Here is a 24263-nt window from a genome sequence, read left to right on the forward strand (position 1 = left end):
ATGAAGCGTGCACGGTTTACGGACGAGCAGATCATCGGGATGCTGAAGGAGCAGGAGAGCGGTCAGAGGACGGCCGATGTCTGCCGCAAGCACGGAATATCCGAGGCGACCTTCTATAAATACAAGGCCAAGTATGGCGGCATGGAGGTATCCGATGCCCGCAAGCTGAAGGCTTTGGAAGATGAGAATGCCAAGCTGAAGAAGCTGCTCGCCGAGGCGATGCTGGACAACGCCGTTTTGAAGGATGTCGCATCAAAAAAATGGTAACGCCCGGCGCAAGGCGGGATGCGGTGGCCCATGTCTGCAAGGAGCATAACGTGAGCCAGCGTCGGGCGTGTGCGATCCTGACCATTGATCGGTCGAGCGTGCGATATTGCAGCGTTCGGCCGAACGATGCCTCCATTCGAGAGGCCATGAGGCAGGTTGCGTCCGAGCGCCGCCGCTTCGGCTATCGCCGCATCCATGTGATGCTGGATCGGCAGGGCATCGTCATGAACCTGAAGAAGCTGCGTCGCCTCTACCGGGAAGAGAAGCTTGCAGTTCGCAAGCGTGGTGGCCGTAAGCGAGCCTTGGGAACGCGACGGCCCATTGCGCTGCCGTCACGGGCCAACGAACGGTGGAGCCTCGACTTCGTCAGCGATGCATTCACGGATGGACGGCGGTTCCGCGTTTTGGCCATTGTCGATGACTTTACACGGGAATGCCTGGCGCTGGTCGCCGACACATCCCTTTCGGGTCTGCGTGTCACGCGGGAACTCGATATCGTCATGGCCAAACGCGGACGCCCTCACACGATTGTCTCGGACAACGGCACGGAACTGACCTCAATGGTAATCCTCAGATGGTGCCAGCAGACACGTGTGGAATGGCATTACATCGCACCGGGAAAGCCGATGCAAAACGGCTTCGTGGAAAGCTTCAACGGCAGTTTCCGCGATGAGTGCCTCAACGAAACACTGTTCTCGTCACTGCCTCACGCCAGAACCGAGATCACGGCATGGAAGGAGGATTACAACAAGCAAAGGCCGCATTCATCGCTGGGCAATATCACGCCCATCGAATTTGCCATGAAAATGGCTATGGAAAAACAGGCTGCATAGAGCCAGATTGAAAACAAAAGACTCTCCGAAATCCCGGAGGAAACTTGGGTCTCAGGTCAAAGTGGTTTCACTAAAAGCAAGTCGAGCAGAATTGGTGGCCCGAAATCCTATTATCTAGAAACGGGAGTCTGTCGCGCCTGCGGTGAACTCCTACTCACCGGAAGGTTTGAGCAGGAGCGTTCCGTCAATGTCCAGACGCACACGCCCCCTGCCGATCCTGGCGAGCTGTATCGGAGCCTGCTTCTCGTCCAACCGGCGTCGCAGCAGGAGGAGGCGGGTTTCAAGGTTGTCCTTGATTTCCGGCATCCGGCTCCCGATCGCCAGCCGCATCTCGCGATTGGTGAATTCGATGCGCCCATCGCCCAAATGCCATTCGAGCATCAGGCGCAGCAGCGCGCCGGCGACGCCCTTCACGACATAGATGTTGTCTATAAAGATGCTGTCGTCGACGCGGTGATGAGTGATGCGGATGTCCCGGCCGGCGGGCTGGGACGCCGGTGGCGGCGCGATCCGCTCCGGTTCGATTGACGCCGCTTCCCCTTCGCTCGCCTGCAAGGAGGCGGCGGCCTGGTGAGCCAGGATTTCAAGCGCCGCCTCGTCGTCCTCGCGAAAAGCCAGCCGCTTCGGGCTTTCGATGAAGAGTACGCCGACGACCACGCCGCAGTTCGTCATGGGGACCGCGATCTGGCTCAGCGCGCCCGGAAGTTGCGGAAAGGCGACAATGCGCGTGGCGTTCTCCTGGGCTTCTGTCTCCAGGCTGATGGCCTCGCCGAACCGGCGCACGCGGCTCATGTCGTTGACCTTGATCGTCTCGCCGCTTGCGGCCGCCGCGCCGATCAGCCCGTCGTTCCCGGCGATTTCCGATCCCAGGCCCGAGCGGGCGTAGCCGATGCTGCCGGTCGTGACCAGCGAACCCCGATGGCCGTCGCGGATGAGTACAAGAGCATTGTCGTAGCCAAGCACTGCGCGAACGCCCGCAAGCAGGCTGTCGATGATCTCATCGGCCTCCACCTGGCGCTCGATGGTCCGCACGGCTCGGGAAAGCGCGGGAAGGCTTATCGGTGCCCGCGCCGCTGGAACGTCGGCGGCCTCCACCGGCGATGGCACCTTCTCGATCCGCTGGACGCGGAAGATATCGGCACTCCTCAATCGCATGACATCCGACATACCCACCTGGGCGCTGCTCGCCTTGAGCTGCAACGCGATCCTGTCGAACAGCGGCCCCGCATCGACAGATCGGACAAAACCGATGTCGAGCAGGAACTGGTCTCCGGTGAAGCCGTCGACAAGGATCAACGTGACCTGCGGGTTCGCGCGCACATTCGCCGCCGTCTTGGCGAAGAACTGGTTGGACAGGGCGACATGTTCGTCGTCGACCCGCACCACATGGGAGAGATAAGAGATGTTCGGCATGCCATCCGCGGAAGCAGTGGCGATGATGGAGGGAATGACGCCTTCGAAGCAGGCAGACAGATCTCCGAGATGCAAGCTCATCTGGAGACCGCTCCGGCCTGCATGCCGGCGAGCGGGCCGGGCGTCTGAATGTAGATCTCGCTAACAGCAAGGCGGGCGACCCGCGCGTCGCGGGCAGTCAACCAAGGCGCAATGACGGCGCCAGGAACGCCGAGCTCTTCAAGCTCGCCTGTTGCCTTCACCATGAATTCCCGTGCGGCCTCGTGGTCGCGCGGTTCGATCTCGCGCATGACGGCCGATCCCTTGAGCTGGAAGCTGACATAATCCGACGGACTGACGAACGTCGCGGCGAGCCGCCCTGTCTGGCGCACGGCAGGCTCCAGCCGGGGCCATTGCCAGGCGGAAAAGATCACGTCGACGCTCTCCCGGTCTTCCCCGATATGGAAACCGACGCCCCGCCCAGCCGAGGGGCGGCGCGTTTCGTCGGCGACGGCGATGATGCACATCAACGGCCGCTTGAAGAAATCGAAAAGCTTATCGTCGAGCCGCACCGCTGTTCCCCACTGCCCGTCCTGCACTGTCTTAGCAAACTTTTAGGATATCCGGCACGGCTTGCACATTCATTTAGGAACGCACGTTTTTCCGCTCAGCTATAGAGCTTTCCACGGATCGCGGTAAGGCCCGCACCCTTCCGGAAACTCGAAAGCATCTGACCAGGAGACGATGATGAAGCCCTTTACTTATGCCGCAATATCCCCGCGCGACCATGGAACGCCGGCAATGGCATTCGGCGAACATATCATTCGCATGATGGCTGCCAATACCGGCGGCGCCTTCGGTATGTTCGAGGCCATCGTGCCGCCTGCCGGCGGGCCGCCGCTGCATGTGCATGAGCGCGAGGATGAGTTTTTCCGCGTCCTGTCCGGTCGCTTCGGCTTCTGGTGCGCCGGGGAGTATGTGGAACTGGATGAAGGCGGCTGCCTGGCGTTGCCGCGCGGCGTGCCGCACCGTTTCCAGAATGTCGGCGAAACGGAAGGCCGGATCATGGTCGTCGTGACACCGGGCGGCTTCGAGAGCTTCTTTCCTGTCGTCGAGCTTTGCAAGCCTGAGACACCGGAGCAGGTGGCTTCCGTCGCGAAGGATTTCGGCCTGACCTTCCTGCCGGAAGACGCAGCCGAGGCAGCATGACGCCCGATGAATCCGCCAGTCCTTCAGGAAAAGGAACTCTCATGCACAGGATCAGGACAGCGATTGCCGCTGGCATTCTCTCCGTCTCGGCAGCCGGTTGTAACACGCCTGCCGAGCACGCGATTGGCAACGCTGTCATCGGCAGCCTTGCCGGCGCCGGGATGGGCGGTGCGTCACTCGGCCGATCGGGGGAGATGGTTGGTGGAGGCCCTGCCTCGGGCAGTGTAACCGCTAACGGGGCGGCTGCCGGTGGACCCGACTACGGGGCGAAGAAACCGCACGACCATTGCGGCAACGGCACGATGGTTCATCTCGGCAGCGTGATTTGCAGCCCGTAACGGCTGCGGTCCTTGCTCGGACGACGGTTCGGCCGCCGCTTCGCGCCACAATTTTCAGGAAGGTTTCTCGGTATGGCGATCGGTCAGACAACGAAGACGTGGCGACCCCGCCTTGGCGCGGCCTGCGCCAGAATGCCCGCGCTGGCCGTAGCCGGCATGTTCGCCTGGTCGGGCGTTCTGCTCGTCACAGGCAAGGCTGATGCTGGCGATACGCCTCGCAGGGCGGTTTTCGAAGTCGAGGTGGAAATCGATGCCGGCCACGAGCGATGGAAGAACGGTCTGGAATGGAAGGACGGCGCCTTCAGCCTTTCCTACACGCTGAACATTCCCTATCTCGCGGCCCCATCGCTGGATAGCATCAACCCCTACGCCCCCGACTACGGGGCGACAGCCCTGCGGCAGGCTGCCGAAGCCCAGTCTCGTGCGACCGCAATCGCCCGACGAAGCGGCAGCGGGGCGGAAAACCCATTCAACACCGTTTTCGATCCCGGCAAGATGATACAGGTCGACCCCGAGCTCCTTGCTGATCTTTCAACCCGGTCGCAAGCCTGCGGCCGCGATCGGGTCTGCCTCATGAAGCTTGGTCTGGAAATGATGAAGCAAAACGCGGCCGAACAGCACGATGCCCTCTTGAAGGCGATGGAGGAGATCGGCGCCGAATGCAGCCAAACCGTCGATATCAGCGACGGACAAGCGTTCGACGCCTGCCTGCAAGAGAAGGGTGGCCAATATGCCATGACCACCGATGGCGCTGACCTGCCCGATACCGGCCCCGGATTCGCCGAGCCAGCGGCCGACCGTTTCCAGCGCTGGGAGATGAACTGGAACGCCGACGGTGGATGCGGCGCGACCGTCGTCGCCGACTACCGGTATGAAGCCGCCGACGCGCTGAACGACGTAACTGGCCCCGTCCTTGGCAACGAAACAGCCATCGGTGCTGCCGAGGGTGACGTCGTCCCAGGCGAAATGCCGATGGTCTGCTCCAGCAACCAGATCATCACGGATGTCAGGACAGGAAAAATATATTTCCAGAGTTTCTACATGCCGACAATCCCGGTGCACCACACTATCGAATCCAAACTGCGCGGCGGTCATCTGGAAAGCACCAAGGCTGGCGGGCTGCCCGGCGGTGTGGACATCGTCAAGCAGGTGACGGTGACACAGTGGATTACCGAGAAGCTGACAGGCGCGCCCGTGGAGGGCCACGAAGAAAGAGCCTTCAAGGTCAAGGGCGATATGAATGGCGTCAGCTTGCCTACCGGCGCGACCGGCACGAAAGAGATCGTCCCGGACGAAACCGATCCCTTCGCCTGGAAGTGGCAGGCACCCAATTTTCACGAAACCGAGTTCGTGGCGAAACTCACCTGGCACCTAAAGGAAATGCAGCCGTAGTTCCGCCCCTGCCGCGCCCCAACCGGCCGGCTGCCGCTCCACCTCAATCCTCCCTTCGCAAGCTGCCGGCGGCAGATCGATGACCCATGCCAAACGTTCAACAAGGAACTATCACCATGCTTCGTACAACTCTCCTCACCCTTTCCTTCCTCGCTGGCCTTGTCCCGGCCCAAGCCGCCGGACAGCGGGACGCCGCCCCGACCGGCCTCTACAAGACCGATCCGTCGCATTCGACGCTTGCCTGGTCGTTCAACCATTCCGGCCTGTCGCACTATACCGCGCGCTTCACCAAGGTCGACGCACAGCTCGACTGGAATTCCGCCGAGCCGGAAGCATCAAAGCTGACCGTCGAAATCGACCCGATGTCGGTGCGGACCGATTATCCCTGGCCTGAAATGGTCGATTTCGACGCCAAGATCGGCGGGGATCCGGACTTCCTTGCCGGCAAGCCGATCACTTTCGTTTCGAACTCCATTCGCGTCACCGGCGAGAAGACGGGTATCGTCGACGGACTTCTCACCTTCCACGGCGAGACGCATCCCGCAACGCTCGACGTCACCTTCAACGGCTCGATCGAGAAACATCCGATCATGGGCGTTCCAAAGATCGGCTTTTCGGCGACGGGCAACATCCGGCGCAGCGAATGGGGACTCGGCTTCGGCATCCCCGAACTCAGCGATGAGGTGAAGTTGGTCATCGAAACACAGATGGTTCCCGCCGACCACCAGTTCCCGTGAGAGATAATCAGCCGGAGTGGCAGATCGTCAAACCCGCTGATTTGCGAGTGTCTCATCGACAAGCGAGCCGGCCGTTCATTTTGGAGTCCATCATCCCATGACCGCCGACACTGACACGACAGACGACCTGCCACTCCTCGATCTCGACGCCACGGCGCAGGCCGCACTGGTGCGTACGGGGCGCGCCTCGCCGAACGACCTGCTCGATGCCGCCATCGCCCGCATCGAGCGTTTGAACCCGCAAGTCAACGCCCTGAGTGCCTGGGACATCGAAGGTGCCCGCGGTCGCGCGCGCGGCCTCGATGAAAAGGCGCCATTCGCTGGCGTTCCGACCCTTTTGAAGGATATTCTGGCCTATTCAGGTCAGCCTCTGGGTCTCGGTTCCCGACTGTTACAGGGGCATGTCGCCCCCTCCGGCTCCCCTTATACGAATGCGCTCGATGCGTCTGGTCTCCTGGTTCTCGGCAGAACGACCACCTCGGAATTCGGCTTGGTCGGAACGACGGAAGCGCTTGCGACGGGCAAAACGCGCAATCCATGGAACCTCTCCCTCTCGACCGGTGGTTCTTCAGGCGGAGCGGCGGCGGCGGTCGCCTCGGGCATGGTGCCGATCGCCCATGCCTCCGATGGAGGTGGGTCGATCCGCGGCCCCTCGTCATTATGCGGCGTTTTCGGCTTCAAGCCGAGCCGCTGGCGGATACGTTCGGCGGGCTTGCCGAAGGACATGCCGCTGGCCGCCATCCTCAGCGATCACTGCATTAGCCGTTCGGTGCGCGACAGCGCGACCTGGCTTCGCGTGACGGAAGTGGAGGACTGGGCGCGCGCCCTACCCAGCGCCGAGGAGCTATCCGAGCATCCGCCGAAAAAGCTCCGGATCGGATACTATCACATCGATACTTTCGGCAATCCGCCGGATGAAGCCGTGCAGGACGCGTTGCAAAGAACCATCGAACTTTGCAGAGCGCTTGGTCATGCGGTCTTTCCTGTTGCCGCCCCCGACTTCGATGGCCTGAAGGCAAGCCACGCCGTCTATGACGTCATGGCCGCCACGACCGCCGGCATGGCATCGTTCTTTGCGCTCGGCGTCGCGCCGGATGTGATCGCTACGGGTCTCGAACCTTACACGCTTGCACTCATCGAGCACGCCCGTGACCTCCCACCGGCCCGCATTGCGGAGGCGGTCGCGGAGATCGCCTTCGCCGGCGAGACTGCCCAGGCTGCATTGAACGGGGTGGATGTGCTTCTTTGCCCGACCATCCCATTCACCGCCTTTCCGCTGGGGACGGTCTCGCCGGATTGCCCGCCCGAAACCATTCGACGTCATTTCGAGCGTAGCGCCGCCTTCACGGCGACCGCGTCGCTCGCCGGCTGGCCGGCTATGTCGGTGCCGCTCCATCGCAGCGTACAAGGCCTACCGGCGGGCAGCCATTTCGCCGCTCGGCCCGGTGATGACGCGCTCCTCTTCCGTCTGGCGTTCCAGCTCGAGCGGGCAGCGCCATGGACGTCCGATCTTCTTTGCCTGTCACGAAAATTGACCTTCAACGAACCGTGAAGTGCCAACGAAGCGGTAGGTGCCGCCTTTGGGGCTGAGACCTTGGCTCAACCGTAGGAGAAGATTTCCCATATAAGAGTGCTTTGGAGGGTTATGGAGGAGACATAGTTCTCATCATCCCCGGCGACGGCGCGCCATCTTTCTCTTCATTATTGAGATAACCCATCGCGTCGCGGGATGTCGTCCTGCGTGGCCGATATGCCACGTGGCGAAACCTCTCAGGTGTCATCTCCCCATCCTGCTGCCGGTGTCTCTTCAAAACCGCGACCTGCTCGGTTAAGCAAGGATGAACGGCGCGTGTCTGGCGCTGGCGTAAGCAGGGAAGCTGAGGGAAGCGGGACATGATGAACCGGGAGGCGCCGCGTGTATGGCTCCGCATGGTCTTGGCCGGATTGCTGGTGCTCGCGGGCTGCGCCGGCCGGCCGGAAGGCGTGATGGTGCCGAGCGGGGAGGCGCCGCCCGGTGTGTCGGTGGTCAACCTGCTGGTGGCCACGACCCGCGCGCCCTCGAACCAGCCGGGCGTGCTCTTCTCCGGTGAGCGCGGCACGCAGCTCGAACTGCGCGACATCGCCATATCCATCCCGCCGGATGCCAACCGCGAGATCGGGCAGGTGCAATGGCCGGAAAAGCTGCCGGCCGATCCGATGAAGCATTTCTCGACTGTCAGCGTGAAGCCCGTGGCGAACGCCGAGGCCGGCCGCGTCTGGCTTCGGCACAACCTGCCGAAGAGCCGGCGCGTTCTCGTTTTCGTGCACGGCTTCAACAATCGCTATGAGGACGCGGTCTACCGCTTCGCGCAGATCGTCCACGATTCGAAGACCGACGCCGCGCCGGTTATCTTCACCTGGCCCTCGCGCGCCAGCATCTTCGGCTATTCCTACGACAAGGAAAGCGCCAACTATTCGCGCGATGCGCTGGAGGAGCTGCTACGGGCGGCGGTCAACACGCCGGATGTCGGGGAAATCACCATCATGGCCCATTCCATGGGCACCTGGCTTGCGGTGGAGACGCTGCGCCAGATGGCGATCCGCGACGGGCGCGTGCCGAAGAAGATCCAGCAGGTCATCCTGGCCTCGCCCGACCTCGACGTCGATGTCTTCGGCCAGCAGCTTCGCGCCACCGGCAAGGACGCCAAGGACCGGCCGCAGTTCACCCTCTTCGTATCGCGTGACGACCGGGCGCTGACGCTGTCGCGCCGCATCTCCGGCAATGTCGACCGGCTCGGACAGATCAACCCGGCCGAGGAGCCTTACCGCAGCATGCTGGAAAAGCAGGGCATCACCGTTCTCGACCTGACGGCGCTGAAGTCCGGCGACAGGCTCAACCATGGCAAGTTCGCCGAAAGCCCGGAAGTCGTCCGCCTCATCGGCAACCGCCTGATCGACGGGCAGTCCGTGACGGATTCGCAGATCGGGCTGGGCGACCGGCTCGGGGCTGTCGCCCTTGGCACGGCCCAGACGGTGGGCAGCGCGGCGAGCATCGCCGTCTCCACGCCGATCGCCGTCTTCGATCCGGTCACGCGCCGGAACTACGACGATCAGTGGCGGCATCTCGGCAATTCCGTCGAGAGCACGACGGAAACGGCCGTCGGGCAATGACATCGGAAAGGCGGCCCGCAAGAGCCGCCTTTCGCGTCCATGGGCCTGCGGTCAGCGGACCCAGATGACCTCGCGACTGCCGCGATCCACGAGGACCGGCTGCCGGTCGACATAGATGTAGCCGTAGCTCGGGCTGTCCGGCACCTCGACGATCCGCACCGTCTCGGGAACGACCATCCCGGCCTCGACCGGTCCTTCCAGCACGACAGGCTCCAGCGGGTGGCGCTCGACATAGGTGATCGTCGTCTCGGGTATGTCGGACGATATGCTGGCGGTCGTCTGGATATCCGGCGCATAGATGACCTGGCGGCTGTCGGTACGCACGATGACCGGACGGTCCTCGACATAGAGATAGGCGAGGTCTGGGTGATCGGGGATCGGCGTCAGGACCACGGTGTCGTCGAACCGGGTGTCGGCGGTTACCTGGCCTTCCAGGATGACCGGCGGTGTCGGATTCTCCATCACATAGACGCGGGCATCCTCCGGAACGGCGGCTTCCGCCCCGATGGCGAAACCGGCAACTCCGCCCACAACGGCGCCGACCGGCCCGCCGATCACGGCGCCGGCGGCCGCGCCCGCAGCTCCGCCGGCCGCGCCGCCGAGAGCCTCCTTGTCGCGGTCGTCCGCATGCGCGGCAGTGGCGCCGATGAGGGCCAGGGCGGCGCCGGCCACGAGAATCTTGCGCATGTTCTTCTCCTTAGAACGTTGGTTTCCCACCCCTTCGGCAGAGACAACGCGGGATGGCCGCGCCGGTTCCTCGGGAATTTCGGTCCGGGTATCACGATCCGCAACGCCCGGAGTCCGGTTCCGTCAGGCAATATCGGAATCGCGCCGCGCGATTTCATAGTCCTCGTTGTGCACCTGCAGGCCTTCTTCCGTCACCACGACGATGCCGTAGGCGCCCGGTTCGTCCACCGAAAGCGAGGCGTTCGGTGCGTCGAAGGGCATCGGCTGCTGGTGCACCGGGCTCTTGAAGATCGAGAAGGGGATGCCGCGATGCGAGCCGCCGATCGTCCGGTGCACATGGCCGGCGAAGATGTGGCGGACATTGCCGTGCCGCAGCACCAGATCGTAGAAGGCGTCTTCGTTGCCGAGACGGATCGCGTCCATGCCGGTAAAGCCCGTCTTGTGCGGCGGATGGTGCATGAAGAGCAGGACCGGCAGGTCGCCCGCCGTCGCCAGCGCCCGGTCGAGCCAGGCAAGGCGCTTCTCGCACAGATAGCCGGCATGGCTGAGCGGATAGTCGTAGGGTGGGGCGAAGAGCGTATCGAGCAGCACGGCTCGGCAATCGGCAAAATCCATGACCTGCTGAACGAAGCCGTCCTCGTCTGGCGTGACATGGGTGAAGGTCTCGAGGAAACGGTGCCGATAGTCGTGGTTGCCGATGGTGATGGCCAGCGGCGGCGTAAGCAGCGACAGGAGATCGCGCAGCCGTTCGTAGGACTGCGTATCGGCGCGGTGCGTGAGGTCACCGGTGATGATCACCCGGTCGGCATCGGCATGGTAGCGGTTGACGTGCTCAATGCCGGCGCGCAGCCTCTGATACGGGTCGAGGCCGATGATCGTCGCGCCCTCGGGCATCATGTGCAGATCGGTGAAGACGATGAGTTTGGTCATGAAAGGGTCTCGTGGCGGAAAGAGGATGAAAGTACGGTCCGGACGTATTGTCGTAGCGTGCGAACCTGTCGCATGAAAAGCAGTTGGAACCTATGGCAATCTGATATATCAGAAGGCGAAGAGCGGCCGGGCGGCCGGCGAGAACGGAGCATATCGACATGAGATGGAAGCGCACGATCCAGTTGCTGGACGTTCATTGCGAGGGTGAGATCGGCAAGGTGGCCATCGGCGGCGTGCCGAAGATCCCCGGCAACACGATCGCCGAACAACTCAACCACATCAACACGGTCGACGACAGCCTGCGCCGCTTCCTGTGCCTTGAGCCGCGCGCGGCGGCGACCGGCTCGGTCAACCTGCTGGTTCCGGCCAAGCGCCCCGAGGCCGATGCCGGCTTCATCATCCTCCAGGCCGACCAGGCGCACGCCTCCTCCGGCTCCAACTCGATCTGCGTCACCACGGCGCTGCTCGAATCGGGCATCGTCGAGATGAAGGAGCCGGAAACGGTCGTCGTGCTCGACACGGCCGCCGGCCTCGTCAAGGCGACGGCGACCTGCCGCGACGGGCGCTGCGAGAAGGTCAAGCTCACCATGGTGCCCTCCTTCGCGCAGGAACTGGACGCCGAGATCGACACGCCGCATTGGGGCCGCGTGCGCTTCGACATCTCCTATGGCGGCATCTTCTACGCGCTGGTCGATGTCGACCAGATCGGCACGAAGATCGAGAAGGGCAACGCCCGCAAGCTGGTCGATGCCGGCATGGCGCTGAAGGACCTCATCAACAAGTCGATGAAGGTCGTGCATCCGGAAATTCCGGAAATCAACGGCGTCGCCTATGTCATGTTCCGCGACCGCGACCCGGATGGCCTCGTGCGCACCGCCACGACCATGTGGCCGGGCCGCGTCGACCGCTCGCCCTGCGGCACCGGCAATTCCGCCAATCTGGCGACGCTCCATGCGCGAGGCCTTGCCAAGGTCGGCGATACGTTCCGCTCGCGCTCCATCATCGGCTCCGAGTTCGAGGTCGGCCTTCAGGCCGAGACCGAGGTTGCCGGCCGCAAGGCCATCATCCCCACCATCACCGGCCGCGGCTGGACCTTCGGCCTGCACCAGATCGCGCTCGACCCGACCGATCCGCTGGCGAACGGTTTCGCCATGACGGACACCTGGGGTCCGCAGGCCGGCGAGATCGTCTGAGCGATACGTGGCGGGCGCGAGGTTTCCGCGCCTGCCACCCTCTGTTTCCGCGGGAACAGAGGAATGGCCGGGAGCGGCGCATAAGGGTATGGCCCGCCGCGCTCCTCATTGACGCGCGGGCGCCTATCGGTTCAATTCCTCCCGCGGGCGGTTTCCCGCGCGAAAGGTGCGTCATGTCGATGTCGAAGGCTTTCCGTCCGGTCTCCCTCAGCCGCCGGCTCTTTCTGGCGGGAGGCGCGCTTGCGCTGACGGGCATCGGCATCCGCGCCACGCAGGCCAATGTCGTCATCGGCAGGGCGGTGGCGGTTTCCGGCGAGGTCAACCGCCGGCAGGAGAACCTGCTGGAGGGCCTCAAGGCAGGCGCGAACCTGATGGACCGGGATTTCGTCACCACCGGCCGGGAAAGCTTCGCCGAGCTGGCGCTGGGCGAGGATACGAGCCTGCATCTTGGCAGCGAGACGGAGCTCCTGATCGACAGTTTCATCGCCGGGCAGGGCGGCGTCATCGAGCTTGGCACGGGCCAGATGGTCTTCGACCGGCCGGAGGGCCTTGCCAAGATCGACCTCACCATGCGCACCGCTTTCGGCATGATCGGCGTGCGCGGCACGAAATTCTTCGCCGGACCAAATCGCGGCGTCTTTTCCGTCTTCGTCGAGCATGGCCGCGTGGAAGTCACCGGCGGCGGCGTGACGCGGGCGGTCAACCGGGGCGAGGGCGTGGAGATCAAGGCTCCGGGGGAAGCTCCCGGCGAAGTCAAGCAATGGGGCGAGGCGCGCATCCGCGAGGCCTATGCGAGCGCCGGCATCCGCTAATCCAGGGTGAACAGTTCCATCGTGCCGAAGCCGCGGATTTCGTGGCTGCCGATGGCGCGCAGCGTGCGGCTCGTCTCCCCGGCCGCACGGGGGCCGATGCAGATCTGCGTGCCGAGAAACTTGTTGGCGTCCTGCAGCCGCGCGGCGAGGTTCACGGCATCGCCATGGGCGGTGTAGTCGAGCTTGCCGCCCGCGCCCACTTCCCCCAGCACCGCCATGCCCGTCTCGACGCCGATGCGCGTGCGGCCGAAGTCCTTTTCGAGGAAGGCCGGGCGGCGGCGCATCTCCTCGGTCAGCGCGCGGATTTCGTCGGCGCAGGCGAGCGCCTTGTCGACATGGCGGTCGAGATCGTCCGGTGCGTTGAAGAGCGCGTGCACCGCGTCGCCCACCACCTTGTCCACCATACCGCCGTGCCGGGCGACGAGGGCGTTCACCTCGGAGAAGTAGATGTCGAGCAGCCTGACGAGATCGTGCGGGCCGATCTTCTGGGCGAGGCCGGAAAAACCCTCGATATCGGTAAAGAGCGCCGTCACCTGCCGTTCCTCGCCGGCCACGCGGCCGAGGTCGGGATTGTCGATGTAGCGCGAGACGACCGATTGCGGCAGGTATTGCGCAAAGCGCTGGCGGGCCGTCGCCTCGGCGCGGCGCACATGGGCATATTGCAGCAGCCCCGTGACGAGCGCCGCCGTTGCGACGATGAGGGAGACGCCGACGGCATCCGACAGGAGCGCTGTACGGGCATAGAGCAATATCGACCCGCCGAAGACGAGGCCGATAAGGCCGATGCCGGCCAGGGCCGCGCCGAGCGGTCGCAGCCGCGCGGCCGCGAAGGCGGCCGTCGCGCCGGCGAGGAAGGCGAAACCCGCCTCGGCGGGCAGGAGACCGAGATCGCGCGCCGGGATATGGTCCGTCAGGATGGCGTTGGCCACATCCGCATGGATTTGCACGGAGGGTTCGAGCGGCAGGGAGGCGCTCGTGCGCAGGCCGCCGAGATTGGGCAGGCTGCTGCCGACCAGCACGACCTTGCCGGTAAAGGTCTCCGCCGGCACGCGGCCCGACGCCACGTCCCCAGCCGAGACGGTGCGCGCCGCGATCGCCCCGGGGCCGCTTGCCACGAAACGCAGGCTGCCATCCTCGTCGAGCCGGAGGATGCGCGAATCGTGGCGCAGCCAGACGGGATCGCCGCCGAGCACCGGCGTGCGCGCGCCGGCCGCCAGCCGCGCCGCCTCCACGCCGAGCGCCGGATAGGCCGCATTGCCGACGATGGCATAGGCCTGCACGCGGCGCACCACCGCATCCTCGTCGCCGACGAGGAAGGATGCGGCCGCCGCGGCGGACCTGTCCTGCAGGAACGGGCAGGAGCTTTCCGTGCCCTCGATGAACCAGAGGTCCGGCACGCCGACCGGTCGCTGCAGGGCGAGCTTGGGAACGGGGTGGGGGGCGCCGTCGGGCGTTTCTCCGATCAGGAAGCCGAGAACGGTCGGCACAGTGCCGATGGCTCCGGCCAGCGCCGCATTGGCCGGCTCGTCCGCCGCGCAATCGGTGCTGAAGACGAAGTCGAAGGCGATGGCGGCCGGCCTTGCGGCGGCAAGGCGACGGACCAGGTCGGCCGTCTGGGCGCGGGTCCAGTCCTTGTTCGGTGCACCTTGGAAAGCCTTGCGGTCGATGTCGACGACGGCGATCCGGTCGCTGAGGGGAATGGGCACCGCCTGCGTCAGGGCGTCGAAATAGAATTCGCGCTGCTGCTCCAGCGCCGTCTCGCCGAGGCAGAAGAGCGCCAGCGCGCCGGCAAGGCTTGCGACGAGGCCGGCGGCAAGGGGCCTGTATTTCTTGGCGATCATGCGGCTGGCGGCCTATTCGTCATCCGGCTCGGCAATGCCGTAGAGCCGGCCGATATGGCAATGGATGATGCCGTCGCTGCGGCGGATGGCGCCGGCCTCCTCCAGCGCCAGGATGGAGCGGTTGATCTTGGGCCGGCTGGCGCCGAGGATGCCGGCGATCTCCGTCTGGCTCAGCGAAAGCTGGAGATTGGCGCTGTCGGGCAGTTCCTCGCCATGGATGGTGCGCAGCGTGGCGAGGAAGAAACGGGCGACGCGGGCATCGAGATCGTAGAGCGCGATGGTCTCGAGCTGCTCCGTCGTCTCGCGCAGCTTGCCGCAGAGATAGTGGATGATCGCCTGCGCGGCGGTGGGGTTGCGGGCGAGGAGATCGAGGAAGTCGCGCTTGGAGATGACGTAGCCCTCCGTCGCGACGGCCGCGGTGGCGTCGGCCGAGCGCGGCTGGCCGTCCAGGATCGCCATCTCGCCGAGTATCGAGCCGGGTTCGAGCTGGCGCAGCGACAGCTCCTTGCCCTGGGGCGTGATGAGCGAGAGCTTGATGCGGCCGGAAACGAGCACGATGAGATAGGTGCCATCGTCGCCGCGCTGGAAGATGACGGTGCCGGCAGGCCATTTGCGATAGGTCGCGATTGCCGCGATCTCGCCGATCGTCTCCTTGCCGAACCCTTCGAAAATCGGAAAAGAACGCCAGAACGCGGCACTCTTGTTGATCTCGTTCATATCCGGTTTCCCCCGGCCGCCGTACAAGGGGCCGCTCGCCGGAAATCTTCGCCCAGCCGCCGGGCGCTTGCAACAGAAAAGAACGGAGCGTCCCGGCCCGCCTACTGGCAGATGCGCACCCGCTTGACGACCGTCCGCCCATAGGCGTCCGTGGTGCGGATGCGCTTGGTGATGCAGTTCTGCTGGTAGCGGCCGTAATAACCCTGCCCGTAGCCGCTGCCCGCATGGCCGGCAGAGGCGAAGGCGAAGGCGGAGGCGGCAAGGGCAAGGGCGAGAAGGGTGAGGCGCATGTCGTCTCCGGCAAGGGGCGGGGTGGCATCCCTTTTCTCGCACGGCCGTTGCGGCAGGTCTGTTTCGCGGGGAACAGGAGATCGTTCACAAAAACAGAACGATCTGTCTTCCGATCCGCCGGCTGGCTTGACGGGGGAAAGCTGCTATCTCTCCTGCCACCCGCAAACGACAAAGCCTCAGGAGCTTTCCATGCAGCACATCCTCGTCCTCGCCGGACGTATCCTCCTCGCCCTCATGTTCATCACGGCCGGTTATCCGAAGCTGCTCGATCCGTCGGGCACCGCCGGCATGATCTCCGGCGCCGGCCTGCCGGCAGCCACGCTGCTCGCCTATCTCGCCGGCATCTTCGAGCTGGTCGCCGGTCTCTTCATCCTCGTAGGCTTCCAGACGCGCATCGCCGCCGTCCTGCTGGCGGCCTTCAGCGTCTTCACCGCGCTCGTCTTCCACAGCGGCTCGATCAACATCCCGGACTTCCCGGAAGGCGCGAACGGCCTCCTCACCGTCTTCAACGGCCTGATGATGTGGAAGAACATCACGATTGCCGGCGGCTTCCTCGTCCTCGCCGCCTTCGGCCCGGGCGCCCTCTCGATCGACGGCCGCCGCGCCGCCGCCTGATCGCGACCGCAAGCCTGTCCGTTCAGAAACCCTCTCCGGTCGCCGGGGAGGGTTTTTCGCTGTCTGGACGCTGGAAAACCGGCGTCCTTGCTGCTATGCGCAGGCAAAGACAGTCATGCGGGAGATGCCGATGTTTTCCAATTCCTTTCCGGACCGAGACGTGATGGCCGAGCTGATGGCTCGCATGCTCTGGGAGATCAAGGCGGTGCATTTCCGCCCGGAGCAGCCCTATACCTTCGCTTCCGGCATGGCCGCCCCGGTCTATATGGATTGCCGCAAGCTGCTTTCCTATCCGCGCATCCGCTCGGCCATCATGGACTTCGCCGCCGCGACCATCACGCGCAATGCCGGCTTCGAGCGCTTCGACGTCATCGCCGGGGGCGAGACGGCCGGTATTCCCTTCGCCGCGCTTCTGGCCGACCGTCTCGGCCTGCCGATGATCTATGTGCGCAAGAAGCCCAAGGGCCACGGCCGCGCCGCGCAGATCGAGGGCGTGATGGCGGAGGGCGCTCGCGTGCTCGTCATCGAGGACCTCGTGACGGTCGGCGGCTCCATGTTCACCTTCATCGACGCCATCCGGACGGCCGGCGGCGTGGTCGAGCATGGCATGTCGCTCTTCTACTACGGCATCTTCAAGGAAGCCGAAGCCCGCTATGCCAATGGCGGTGTCAAGCTGCATCACATCGCCTCCTGGCGCGACGTCCTGGCCGTGGCCCGCAAGGAGAAGTTCTTCGACGATGCGACGCTCGCCTCCGTCGAGGCCTTCTTTGACGCCCCGCTCGCCTGGTCCGCCGCCCATGGCGGCGTGTCGGAGCTGCCGACGTCGTAAAAGCCTCTGGCGCTTTTTGCCATGATCGTTTAAATCGATTGAAAATCGATTGGAGGAACGTTGATGATCCTGTGTTGTGGTGAAGCGCTGATCGACATGCTGCCGCGGACGACCACCCTCGGCGAGGACGCCTATGCGCCCTATGCCGGCGGGGCGATCTTCAACACGGCCATCGCGCTCGGCCGCCTCGGCGTGCCGACGGGCTTCTTCACCGGTCTTTCCGACGACATGATGGGCGACATCCTGCGCAAGACGCTGGGCGAGAGCGGCGTGGACTACAGCTACTGCGCCACGCTCTCGCGCCCCACCACGGTCGCCTTCGTCAAGCTGGTCGACGGCCATGCGACCTACGCCTTCTATGACGAGGGCACCGCCGGCCGCATGATCACCGAAGCCGAGCTGCCGGCCTTGGGCGAGGATTGCGAAGCCATCCATTTCGGTGCGATCAGCCTCATTCCGGAACCCTGCGGCTCCACCTACGAGGCGCTGCTGCGGCGTGAGCACGACAAGCGCGTCATCTCGCTCGACCCGAACATCCGCCCCGGTTTCATCAAGGACAAGGACGCCCATATGGGCCGCATCCGCCGCATGGCGGCGATGGCCGATATCGTCAAGTTCTCCGATGAGGACCTTGCCTGGTTCGGCCTGGAGGGGGACGAGGATGCGCTTGCGCGCCACTGGCTGCGCCACGGCGCCAAGCTCGTCGTCGTCACGCGTGGCGCGGAAGGCGCGGTCGGCTATACGGCGAGCCACAAGGTCACGGTGCCGAGCGAGCGCGTGACGGTGGTCGACACGGTCGGCGCGGGCGACACCTTCGATGCGGGCGTGCTCGCCTCGCTGAAGATGCAGAACCTGCTCACCAAGCAGCAGGTGGCGAAACTCTCCGAGGACCAGATCGCCAACGTCCTCGCCCTCGGCGCGAAGGCCGCCGCCGTCACCGTCTCCCGCGCCGGGGCGAACCCGCCCTGGGCGAAGGAGATCGGGCTGGCATAAAGGGCTATTCCGCCGCCTTCAGCAGCGCCGCGACAAGCCCGGCCGTCGAGGAATCATGCCCGGCGGCGCTCTCCTTGCCTTCCACGACCGGCAGGAGGCCCGTCGCCAGTTCCTTGCCGAGTTCCACGCCCCACTGGTCGAAGGAATTGATGTTGAAGAGCGCGCCTTCCACGAAGACGCGGTGTTCGTAGAGTGCGATCAGCCGGCCGAGCGCGAAAGGCGTCAGGCTGTCATAGACCATGGTGATCGACGGGCGGTTGCCGGAAAAGACGCGGTGCGGCGCGATCCTGTCGGCCTTCGCTGTGTCCATGCCCTTCGAGGTGAGCTGCGCCTTCGCCTCGGCGAGCGAACGGCCCTTCATCAGTGCTTCCGACTGCGCAAGGCAATTGGCGATAAGGAGCTGGTGCTGGTGGCGCAGGGTCTTCTCGTGGCCGTTCGCCGCGATCATGAACTCGGTCGGGATGACCGACGTGCCCTGGTGGATGAGCTGGTAGAAGGCGTGCTGGCCGTTGGTGCCCGGCTCGCCCCAGACGACAGGGCCGGTCTTGCAGGTGACCGGCGTCGAATCCACCGTCACCGACTTGCCGTTCGATTCCATGTCGAGCTGCTGGAGATAGGCCGGGAAGCGCGACAGGCGCTGGTCGTAGGGCAGGATGGCGCGCGAGGGATAGTTCAGCACGTTGCGATGGTAGAAGCCGATGAGACCGAGCAGCATCGGAATGTTTTCGCGGATCGGCGCCTCGCGAAAATGGGTGTCGATGGCGTGGCCGCCGGCGAGGAACGCGGCAAAATCGTCTTTTCCGACGGCGATCATCAGCGGCAGGCCGATGGCCGACCAGATCGAATAGCGTCCGCCGACCCAATCCCAGAAGCCGAATACGCGGGCCTCGTCGATGCCGAAGGCCGCGACCTTGTCGAGCGCCGTCGAGACCGCGCAGAAATGGTGCCCGACGGCGGCCTCGCCCAGCTTTTCGGCGATGAACTTGCGGGCCGTCGCGGCATTGGTCATCGTCTCGATGGTGGTGAAGGTCTTGGAGGCGACGATGAAGAGCGTCGTCTCGGCCTCCAGCAGCTTCAGCGTATCGGCGATATGCGCGCCGTCGATATTGGAGACGAAATGCAGGCGCGGGCCGTCATGGTAGGGCGCGAGCGCCAGCGTCGCCATGACCGGCCCGAGGTCCGAGCCGCCGATGCCGATATTGACGACGTCGGTGATCTTCCTGCCCGTCGCGCCCTTCAGCGCGCCGGTACGCACATCCTCGGCGAAGGCGCCCATGGCGTCGAGCACCGAATTGACGTCGGGCATGACGTCCTTGCCCTCGACGAGCACGGGCTTGTTGGAACGGTTGCGCAGCGCCGTGTGCAGCACCGCGCGCTCTTCCGTGATGTTGATGATCTCGCCGGCGAACATGGCATCGCGCTTCTTCTCGACGCCGGCGTCCTTCGCCAGCGCCTCCAGCGCGTCGAGCACGGCGTCGTTCATCGCGCATTTGGAGTAGTCGAACAGGAAGTCGCCGAGCGTTGTGCTGTAGCGGGAGAACCGCTGGGGATCGGCCGCGAAGGCTGCCCTGATGTCTGTGGCGTTGGTATCGCGGACGATGGATTTCAGCTTTTCGACAAGCGCGTTCATCGGCGTCTTCCCTGGCTTTGGACGATGCCGCTAGCTAGTCGCTTTGGCGTGTCCAAATCAAGTCCGCAAACGCCACTTGGCGAAAAAATTAAATCGGTTTAACCGGGGCTATGCTCAGCCCCGGAGATCCTTGCGCAGGATCTTGCCGACGTTGGATTTCGGCAGCTCGGTGCGGAACTCCACGAATTTCGGCCGCTTGTAATTGGTCAGGTTCGCCGCGCAATGGGCCTTCACGTCGGCTTCCGTCAGCGCAGGGTCCTTCCTGACCACGAAGAGCTTTACCGCCTCGCCGGAATGTTCGTCCGGCACGCCGATGGCCGCGCATTCCAGGATGCCGGGATGGGACATGGCGACCTCCTCCACCTCGTTGGGGAAGACGTTGAAGCCGGAGACGAGGATCATGTCCTTCTTGCGGTCGACGATCTTGGTGACGCCTTCGGCCGTCATGAAGCCGATGTCGCCGGAACGGAAGAAGCCGTCCGGCGTCATCACCTTGGCCGTCTCGTCCGGGCGCTGCCAATAGCCGGCCATGACCTGCGGGCCGCGGATGCAGATCTCGCCGACCTCGCCGAGCGCCAGCGTGCGGCCCTCGTCGTCGCGGATCTCGATATCGGTGGAGGGCAGGGGAAGGCCGATCGTGCCGGTGAATTCCGGCTTGTCGAAGCGGTTGGCGGTCGCCACCGGCGAGGTCTCGGAAAGGCCGTAGCCTTCGGTGATGGAGCAGCCCGTCATCTTCTGCCAGCGTTCGGCGACCGGGCGCTGCACCGCCATGCCGCCGCCGAGCGTCAGCACGAGTTCGGAGAAATCGAGCTTGGAGAAGTCCGGATTGTTCATCAGCGCATTGAACAGCGTGTTGAGACCCGGGAAGACATGGGGATGGTACTTCCCCAACTCCTTGACGAAGGCGGGAATGTCGCGCGGGTTGGCGATCAGCACGTTATGGCCGCCGAGCGCGATGCCCGCCAGCCCGTTCACCGTCAGCGCGAAGATATGGTAGAGCGGCAGGGCGCAGATGAAGGTGAGCTGCTCCGGCCGCTTCTTGATGCGGAAGACCGGCTCGATCCACAGCTTGATCTGTTCCATGTTGGACAGCAGGTTCGCATGGGTCAGCGTCGCGCCCTTGGAAACGCCCGTCGTGCCGCCGGTATATTGCAGGAACGCCGTGTCGCCCGGCACGATGCTGACCGGCTTCACCGCGCCGCGCGCGCCCTCCGCCATGACCTGCTTGAAGGGGATATGGCCCGGCAGCGACCATTCCGGCACCAGCTTCTTGACCTTGCGTACGACGAGATTGACGATGAGGCCCTTGAGGCCGAGCATGTCGCCCATCGTGGTGACGACCACGTGCCTGACGGCCGTGCGCGAGACGACCTGCGCGACAGTAGTCGCAAAATTCTCCAGGACGAACAGCGCCTTGGCGCCCGCATCCTTCAACTGGTGCTCGAGTTCGCGCGGCGTATAGAGCGGATTGACGTTCACCACGACGAGGCCGGCGCGCAGGATGCCGAAGATGATGACGGGGTTTTGCAGGATGTTCGGCATCATGACGGCGACGCGGTCGCCCTTTTCAAGCCCGCGCGCCTGCAGCCAGGCGGCGATATTGCGCGAGGCGGCGTCGAAATCCCGGAAGGTCAGCGTCTTGCCCATGCTGGTGAAGGCCGGGCGGTCGCCATATTGAGCGCAGCAGCTTTCCACGAGCGCGCCGATGGAATTGTGTCCGAGCGGCGCGATCTCGCTGGCGATGCCCTCCGGATAGGAGGCGAGCCAGAAGCGGCCGGACGGCTGCGTGGAAGGGGGCGTCTCAGTGGCCGGCATGGGGTCCTCCTCGTTCGTGGGGCGCTGGCATCGTCCGTTCCGCCGCAGCGGCAGGTCCTCCAACCGTCCGATGCAGACAAGATGATGCTTTTGGCGGGCGCCATCAAGAGTCATCGCTATATTACATTGACGTAAACGTCAATAATCGGAACGTACCCATTCCGATAGCTTTTTCGTGAGATGGGCGATTTGTCGCCACCCTGCGGCGACGCACCGCGCCATTGCCCAAAAAACCGCGTATATGTTTAACATTCCTCAGGTAGAACGGAGTGAGGCGCTCCGGTAGGGGCGCCGGATCACGGGAGTTGTGTCAGTTGCTGCATTCGGAACGTAGAAGTGAGCCGCGGTTTCTCGGCGCCCCCCGCCAGACCGGCGCGGCGCTCATATCCCCGATTTCGGTCGCGCGGTGGCTTCTCGTTCTCGTCGTGCTCGCCGGCATCTATTTCTTCCACGGCTTCGTCGTCCCCGTGCTGGCCGCGCTGGTCATCGCCTTTGCGAGCTGGCCGCTCTATTCCCGCCTGCTGGCGCGCGTGAACGGCAACCGCACGCTCGCGGCCTCCATCGCCATTCTCCTCATCCTCGGCTTCATCGTCGGCCCCGTCATGTTCGCCGCCACTTACGCCATTCACGAGGTCCGCGACTGGATCGGCTGGGCGGTGGAGACGAACCGCACCGGCGCGCCGACGCCGGACTGGATACGCGTGCTACCGGTCGTCGGCGGCTGGCTGGACATGCAGTGGACGCGCTTCCTCGATCATCCGGGCGCGATCGGCGAACTCACGCAGGTCGTCAGCGGCGCCAATATCGGCAATATCTACCGCGTGGCGCTGGCGGCCGGCGGCAAGGCTTTCAGCCTGCTGCTCGCCATGCTCTTCATGCTGATCGCGCTGTTCTTCATCTATCGCGACGGCCAGTCCTTCGCCGCGCAGGTGGATCGCCTCGGCGAGCGTATCCTGCCGACGCGCTGGGAACGCTTCTCGCGCATCGTTCCGGCGACGATCAGCTCCACCGTCACGGGCATGACGCTGATCGCGATCGGCGAGGGCATCGTGCTCGGCGTCGCCTATTGGATCGCCGGCGTGCCGTCCGCCGTCACGCTCGGCGTGCTGACCGGCGTCATGGCGCTCTTCCCCGGCGGTGCGCCGCTCTCCTTCACCCTGGTCTCGGTCTATCTCGTTTCCAGTGGTTCGCCTGTCGCGGGCCTTGCCCTCTTCGCCTGGGGCGCCATCGAGCTCTTCATCGTCGACAAGACGCTGCGCCCCCGCCTTGTCGGCGGTCCGATCAAGCTGCCCTTCCTGCCCACATTCTTCGGCCTCATCGGCGGCGTGAAGACCATGGGCTTCCTCGGCCTCTTCATCGGCCCCGTGCTGATGGCCCTCCTCGTCGCCATCTGGCGCGAATGGATCCGCGATATCGAGGCGACCGAACCGGTCTCCCCGATCCTGCTCGATCCTCATGCGGAAACGACCCCGCGGCCTGAGCCGGAGCGCAATGTCGGGTAGGACGCCCTTGCTCAGAACCGGAAGCTGATCGACGTCCCGAGGGTGGCGCGCCACACGTCGTCGATCTTGTACGGGTTGATCGGCGTCACGCCGAGATTGCCGCTGCGCGTCGTTCCCGTTTCAAAGCCGCCGCTATAGCTGACCGATGTGCTGAGGCCCCAGGTGATGCTGTCCGTCAGCTTGTGCCGAATGCCGGCCCCGACCTGTGCCGTTGGATTTATCCGGGTCTTTTCGGCGAGATTGGCAAGAAACAGGCCCGTTCCCTCATCCGCTTCCGCGACACTGGACAAGGTGTTGAACGACAGCCCCAGCCCGGCGATGGTCCTGAACGAGGTCGTATCGGAGAGGGAAAAATCGTAGGCAAGGTTGCCCATCAGGACGTGGCTGACGGCCGTGCCCTGGAAGTTCGATGCGACACCAAACAGCGGATAGCGCGCATCCCAGTTCACACGACCCTCAAGGTATTGATAGCTGACGAACGCGGAGAAGGGGGAGTCGAACCTGTAGCCGGCATGCCCGCCAATGCCCGCGGTCGTCTTGAACTTCACATTCTCGACCACGCCGCCGCCGGCGAAGGGCGCCCCGCCATCCGTCGTGCTGGACGATCCGAAGGCAATCCCGCCAGTTGCATCGAGGCCGGCGAAAAAGCCCGCTTCATCCGCGAATGCCGATGCTGGAACAAGCAGCAAGGCGGCTGCCGCCGAAGCCAGTAGCTTGTAAGACATGCCCATCCCCTCGGCGGTCCGATCTCTTTGTATCAGTACGCTTGTTATGGTTAATGGACGATCAACGAGGCCGAGCGGATATGCTGCCGCGGCCTCGCGGGAGGCGGGCAGGACGCGCTTGTGGCTGTAGAGGCCAAACACTTGGAAAGCTGTTTGAAAAATGGTGCCGCTTAGGTGAGCGTTGACCATTCGCTTATCAATTTGAAATCATTGATTCCGATAGCGAGTAGACGGACCCGATGTCCCTCTTTCTTGGATCACTGGAGCGCTAAGTATGCAGGTGGCAAAATTTTTCGCAAGGGTATCACTCACAAAGTGGGTTGATAGTTCCCCCCATACCCCGCCTTCAAAGCCCGCTGTGTAAA

Annotated in this window: 22 protein-coding genes; 12 read left to right on the top strand and 10 right to left on the bottom strand. The window is 64.2% G+C overall.

Annotated features, from left to right (window positions below; genetic code table 11):
• Nucleotides 1–1100, top strand: a protein-coding gene (locus tag MOE34_RS00365; RefSeq protein WP_431522400.1) for an IS3 family transposase whose coding sequence is annotated in 2 segments (ribosomal slippage) — nt 1–253 and nt 253–1100 — 1101 coding nt in all. Because the reading frame shifts where the segments join, the coding sequence is not laid out codon by codon here.
• Between the two features lie 150 nt (nt 1101–1250).
• Here the strand turns inward: MOE34_RS00365 and MOE34_RS00370 are convergent.
• Together MOE34_RS00370 and MOE34_RS00375 are read right to left on the bottom strand one after the other, a co-directional pair.
• A complete protein-coding gene (locus tag MOE34_RS00370) occupies nt 1251–2594 on the bottom strand; it encodes a GAF domain-containing protein (protein ID WP_242219795.1) in 1344 nt (447 codons plus the stop codon).
• The gene (locus MOE34_RS00375; RefSeq protein ID WP_242219796.1) at nt 2591–3064 is read right to left on the bottom strand and encodes a pyridoxamine 5'-phosphate oxidase family protein; all 474 of its coding nucleotides are present in this window, start codon (nt 3062–3064) and stop codon (nt 2591–2593) included. The genes MOE34_RS00370 and MOE34_RS00375 overlap by 4 nt, the downstream gene beginning before the upstream one ends.
• A 175-nt stretch (nt 3065–3239) precedes the next feature.
• Here MOE34_RS00375 and MOE34_RS00380 point away from each other — a divergent pair, with 175 nt between their 5' ends.
• The 5 genes from MOE34_RS00380 (at nt 3240) to MOE34_RS00400 (ending at nt 9318) form a co-directional block, all read left to right on the top strand.
• Complete coding sequence (locus MOE34_RS00380; protein ID WP_242224188.1) at nt 3240–3701, top strand: cupin domain-containing protein; 462 nt, start codon at nt 3240–3242, stop codon at nt 3699–3701.
• A gap of 410 nt (nt 3702–4111) precedes the next feature.
• Nucleotides 4112–5431 (top strand): hypothetical protein, encoded by a 1320-nt coding sequence (locus tag MOE34_RS00385; protein ID WP_242219797.1) that lies wholly within the window; start codon nt 4112–4114, stop codon nt 5429–5431.
• Nucleotides 5432–5547: 116 nt separating this feature from the next.
• Nucleotides 5548–6168 carry a YceI family protein gene (locus MOE34_RS00390; RefSeq protein WP_242219798.1) on the top strand — a complete coding sequence of 207 codons (621 nt, stop codon included), beginning with the start codon at nt 5548–5550 and terminating at the stop codon, nt 6166–6168.
• A 97-nt stretch (nt 6169–6265) separates the two neighbouring features.
• Nucleotides 6266–7720: an amidase gene (locus tag MOE34_RS00395; protein WP_242219799.1), complete on the top strand. Its 1455-nt coding sequence runs from the start codon at nt 6266–6268 to the stop codon at nt 7718–7720.
• Nucleotides 7721–8061: 341 nt separating this feature from the next.
• Nucleotides 8062–9318, top strand: coding sequence for an alpha/beta hydrolase (locus MOE34_RS00400; protein ID WP_242219800.1), 1257 nt, complete (start codon nt 8062–8064; stop codon nt 9316–9318).
• Nucleotides 9319–9369: 51 nt separating this feature from the next.
• Here MOE34_RS00400 and MOE34_RS00405 read toward each other — a convergent pair whose 3' ends face one another.
• Nucleotides 9370–10005 (bottom strand): DUF1236 domain-containing protein, encoded by a 636-nt coding sequence (locus MOE34_RS00405; RefSeq protein WP_242219801.1) that lies wholly within the window; start codon nt 10003–10005, stop codon nt 9370–9372.
• Nucleotides 10006–10128: 123 nt separating this feature from the next.
• Nucleotides 10129–10935 (bottom strand): 2', 3'cyclic nucleotide phosphodiesterase SpdA, encoded by an 807-nt coding sequence (gene spdA, locus MOE34_RS00410; protein ID WP_242219802.1) that lies wholly within the window; start codon nt 10933–10935, stop codon nt 10129–10131.
• 158 nt (nt 10936–11093) lie between these two features.
• Here spdA and MOE34_RS00415 point away from each other — a divergent pair, with 158 nt between their 5' ends.
• Together MOE34_RS00415 and MOE34_RS00420 are read left to right on the top strand one after the other, a co-directional pair.
• Nucleotides 11094–12128 carry a proline racemase family protein gene (locus MOE34_RS00415; protein WP_242219803.1) on the top strand — a complete coding sequence of 345 codons (1035 nt, stop codon included), beginning with the start codon at nt 11094–11096 and terminating at the stop codon, nt 12126–12128.
• 173 nt (nt 12129–12301) lie between these two features.
• Nucleotides 12302–12940 carry a FecR family protein gene (locus MOE34_RS00420; protein ID WP_242219804.1) on the top strand — a complete coding sequence of 213 codons (639 nt, stop codon included), beginning with the start codon at nt 12302–12304 and terminating at the stop codon, nt 12938–12940.
• Here MOE34_RS00420 and MOE34_RS00425 read toward each other — a convergent pair.
• From MOE34_RS00425 to MOE34_RS00435, 3 genes are all read right to left on the bottom strand, one after another.
• Nucleotides 12937–14778, bottom strand: a complete 1842-nt coding sequence (locus tag MOE34_RS00425; RefSeq protein WP_431522452.1) for a CHASE2 domain-containing protein — start codon at nt 14776–14778, stop codon at nt 12937–12939. The two genes, MOE34_RS00420 and MOE34_RS00425, sit on opposite strands and share 4 nt — an antisense overlap.
• A gap of 15 nt (nt 14779–14793) precedes the next feature.
• The gene (locus tag MOE34_RS00430) at nt 14794–15498 is read right to left on the bottom strand and encodes a Crp/Fnr family transcriptional regulator (RefSeq protein WP_242219806.1); all 705 of its coding nucleotides are present in this window, start codon (nt 15496–15498) and stop codon (nt 14794–14796) included.
• A gap of 101 nt (nt 15499–15599) precedes the next feature.
• Nucleotides 15600–15788, bottom strand: a complete 189-nt coding sequence (locus MOE34_RS00435; RefSeq protein ID WP_242219807.1) for a hypothetical protein — start codon at nt 15786–15788, stop codon at nt 15600–15602.
• 190 nt (nt 15789–15978) lie between these two features.
• Here MOE34_RS00435 and MOE34_RS00440 point away from each other — a divergent pair, with 190 nt between their 5' ends.
• From MOE34_RS00440 to MOE34_RS00450, 3 genes are all read left to right on the top strand, one after another.
• Entirely contained in the window at nt 15979–16404 is a 426-nt protein-coding gene (locus MOE34_RS00440; RefSeq protein ID WP_242219808.1) for a DoxX family protein, read from the top strand.
• Between the two features lie 130 nt (nt 16405–16534).
• Complete coding sequence (locus tag MOE34_RS00445) at nt 16535–17233, top strand: orotate phosphoribosyltransferase (RefSeq protein WP_242219809.1); 699 nt, start codon at nt 16535–16537, stop codon at nt 17231–17233.
• 63 nt (nt 17234–17296) lie between these two features.
• Nucleotides 17297–18226, top strand: coding sequence for a carbohydrate kinase family protein (locus MOE34_RS00450; protein ID WP_242219810.1), 930 nt, complete (start codon nt 17297–17299; stop codon nt 18224–18226).
• A gap of 4 nt (nt 18227–18230) precedes the next feature.
• On the opposite strand, the gene pgi is transcribed toward MOE34_RS00450, so the two are convergent.
• Together pgi and MOE34_RS00460 are read right to left on the bottom strand one after the other, a co-directional pair.
• A complete protein-coding gene (gene pgi / locus MOE34_RS00455; RefSeq protein WP_242219811.1) occupies nt 18231–19856 on the bottom strand; it encodes a glucose-6-phosphate isomerase in 1626 nt (541 codons plus the stop codon).
• A gap of 114 nt (nt 19857–19970) precedes the next feature.
• The gene (locus MOE34_RS00460; protein ID WP_242219812.1) at nt 19971–21671 is read right to left on the bottom strand and encodes a long-chain fatty acid--CoA ligase; all 1701 of its coding nucleotides are present in this window, start codon (nt 21669–21671) and stop codon (nt 19971–19973) included.
• Nucleotides 21672–21988: 317 nt separating this feature from the next.
• Between MOE34_RS00460 and MOE34_RS00465 the strand changes: the two genes are divergently transcribed.
• On the top strand, nt 21989–23173 hold the full coding sequence (locus tag MOE34_RS00465) for an AI-2E family transporter (RefSeq protein WP_431522453.1): 1185 nt from the start codon (nt 21989–21991) through the stop codon (nt 23171–23173).
• Between the two features lie 11 nt (nt 23174–23184).
• Here the strand turns inward: MOE34_RS00465 and MOE34_RS00470 are convergent, their stop codons facing one another.
• A complete protein-coding gene (locus tag MOE34_RS00470; RefSeq protein WP_242219814.1) occupies nt 23185–24087 on the bottom strand; it encodes an outer membrane beta-barrel protein in 903 nt (300 codons plus the stop codon).
• Between the last annotated feature and the right edge of the window lie 176 nt (nt 24088–24263).

The organism is Shinella zoogloeoides, assembly GCF_022682305.1.
GTDB classification, from domain to species: domain Bacteria; phylum Pseudomonadota; class Alphaproteobacteria; order Rhizobiales; family Rhizobiaceae; genus Shinella; species Shinella zoogloeoides_B.

What these genes read in the sequence shown, in the direction of transcription:
- MOE34_RS00415 (WP_242219803.1), top strand. Translation starts at nt 11,094, where the DNA reads ATGAGATGGAAGCGCACGATCCAGTTGCTGGACGTTCATTGCGAGGGT.
- MOE34_RS00450 (WP_242219810.1), top strand. Translation starts at nt 17,297, where the DNA reads ATGATCCTGTGTTGTGGTGAAGCGCTGATCGACATGCTGCCGCGGACG.
- MOE34_RS00380 (WP_242224188.1), top strand. Translation starts at nt 3,240, where the DNA reads ATGAAGCCCTTTACTTATGCCGCAATATCCCCGCGCGACCATGGAACG.
- MOE34_RS00460 (WP_242219812.1), bottom strand. Translation starts at nt 21,671, where the DNA reads ATGCCGGCCACTGAGACGCCCCCTTCCACGCAGCCGTCCGGCCGCTTC.
- MOE34_RS00395 (WP_242219799.1), top strand. Translation starts at nt 6,266, where the DNA reads ATGACCGCCGACACTGACACGACAGACGACCTGCCACTCCTCGATCTC.
- MOE34_RS00400 (WP_242219800.1), top strand. Translation starts at nt 8,062, where the DNA reads ATGATGAACCGGGAGGCGCCGCGTGTATGGCTCCGCATGGTCTTGGCC.
- MOE34_RS00440 (WP_242219808.1), top strand. Translation starts at nt 15,979, where the DNA reads ATGCAGCACATCCTCGTCCTCGCCGGACGTATCCTCCTCGCCCTCATG.
- MOE34_RS00370 (WP_242219795.1), bottom strand. Translation starts at nt 2,594, where the DNA reads ATGAGCTTGCATCTCGGAGATCTGTCTGCCTGCTTCGAAGGCGTCATT.
- MOE34_RS00470 (WP_242219814.1), bottom strand. Translation starts at nt 24,087, where the DNA reads ATGGTCAACGCTCACCTAAGCGGCACCATTTTTCAAACAGCTTTCCAA.
- spdA (WP_242219802.1), bottom strand. Translation starts at nt 10,935, where the DNA reads ATGACCAAACTCATCGTCTTCACCGATCTGCACATGATGCCCGAGGGC.
- MOE34_RS00445 (WP_242219809.1), top strand. Translation starts at nt 16,535, where the DNA reads ATGTTTTCCAATTCCTTTCCGGACCGAGACGTGATGGCCGAGCTGATG.
- MOE34_RS00390 (WP_242219798.1), top strand. Translation starts at nt 5,548, where the DNA reads ATGCTTCGTACAACTCTCCTCACCCTTTCCTTCCTCGCTGGCCTTGTC.
- MOE34_RS00405 (WP_242219801.1), bottom strand. Translation starts at nt 10,005, where the DNA reads ATGCGCAAGATTCTCGTGGCCGGCGCCGCCCTGGCCCTCATCGGCGCC.
- MOE34_RS00430 (WP_242219806.1), bottom strand. Translation starts at nt 15,498, where the DNA reads ATGAACGAGATCAACAAGAGTGCCGCGTTCTGGCGTTCTTTTCCGATT.
- MOE34_RS00385 (WP_242219797.1), top strand. Translation starts at nt 4,112, where the DNA reads ATGGCGATCGGTCAGACAACGAAGACGTGGCGACCCCGCCTTGGCGCG.
- MOE34_RS00435 (WP_242219807.1), bottom strand. Translation starts at nt 15,788, where the DNA reads ATGCGCCTCACCCTTCTCGCCCTTGCCCTTGCCGCCTCCGCCTTCGCC.
- pgi (WP_242219811.1), bottom strand. Translation starts at nt 19,856, where the DNA reads ATGAACGCGCTTGTCGAAAAGCTGAAATCCATCGTCCGCGATACCAAC.
- MOE34_RS00420 (WP_242219804.1), top strand. Translation starts at nt 12,302, where the DNA reads ATGTCGATGTCGAAGGCTTTCCGTCCGGTCTCCCTCAGCCGCCGGCTC.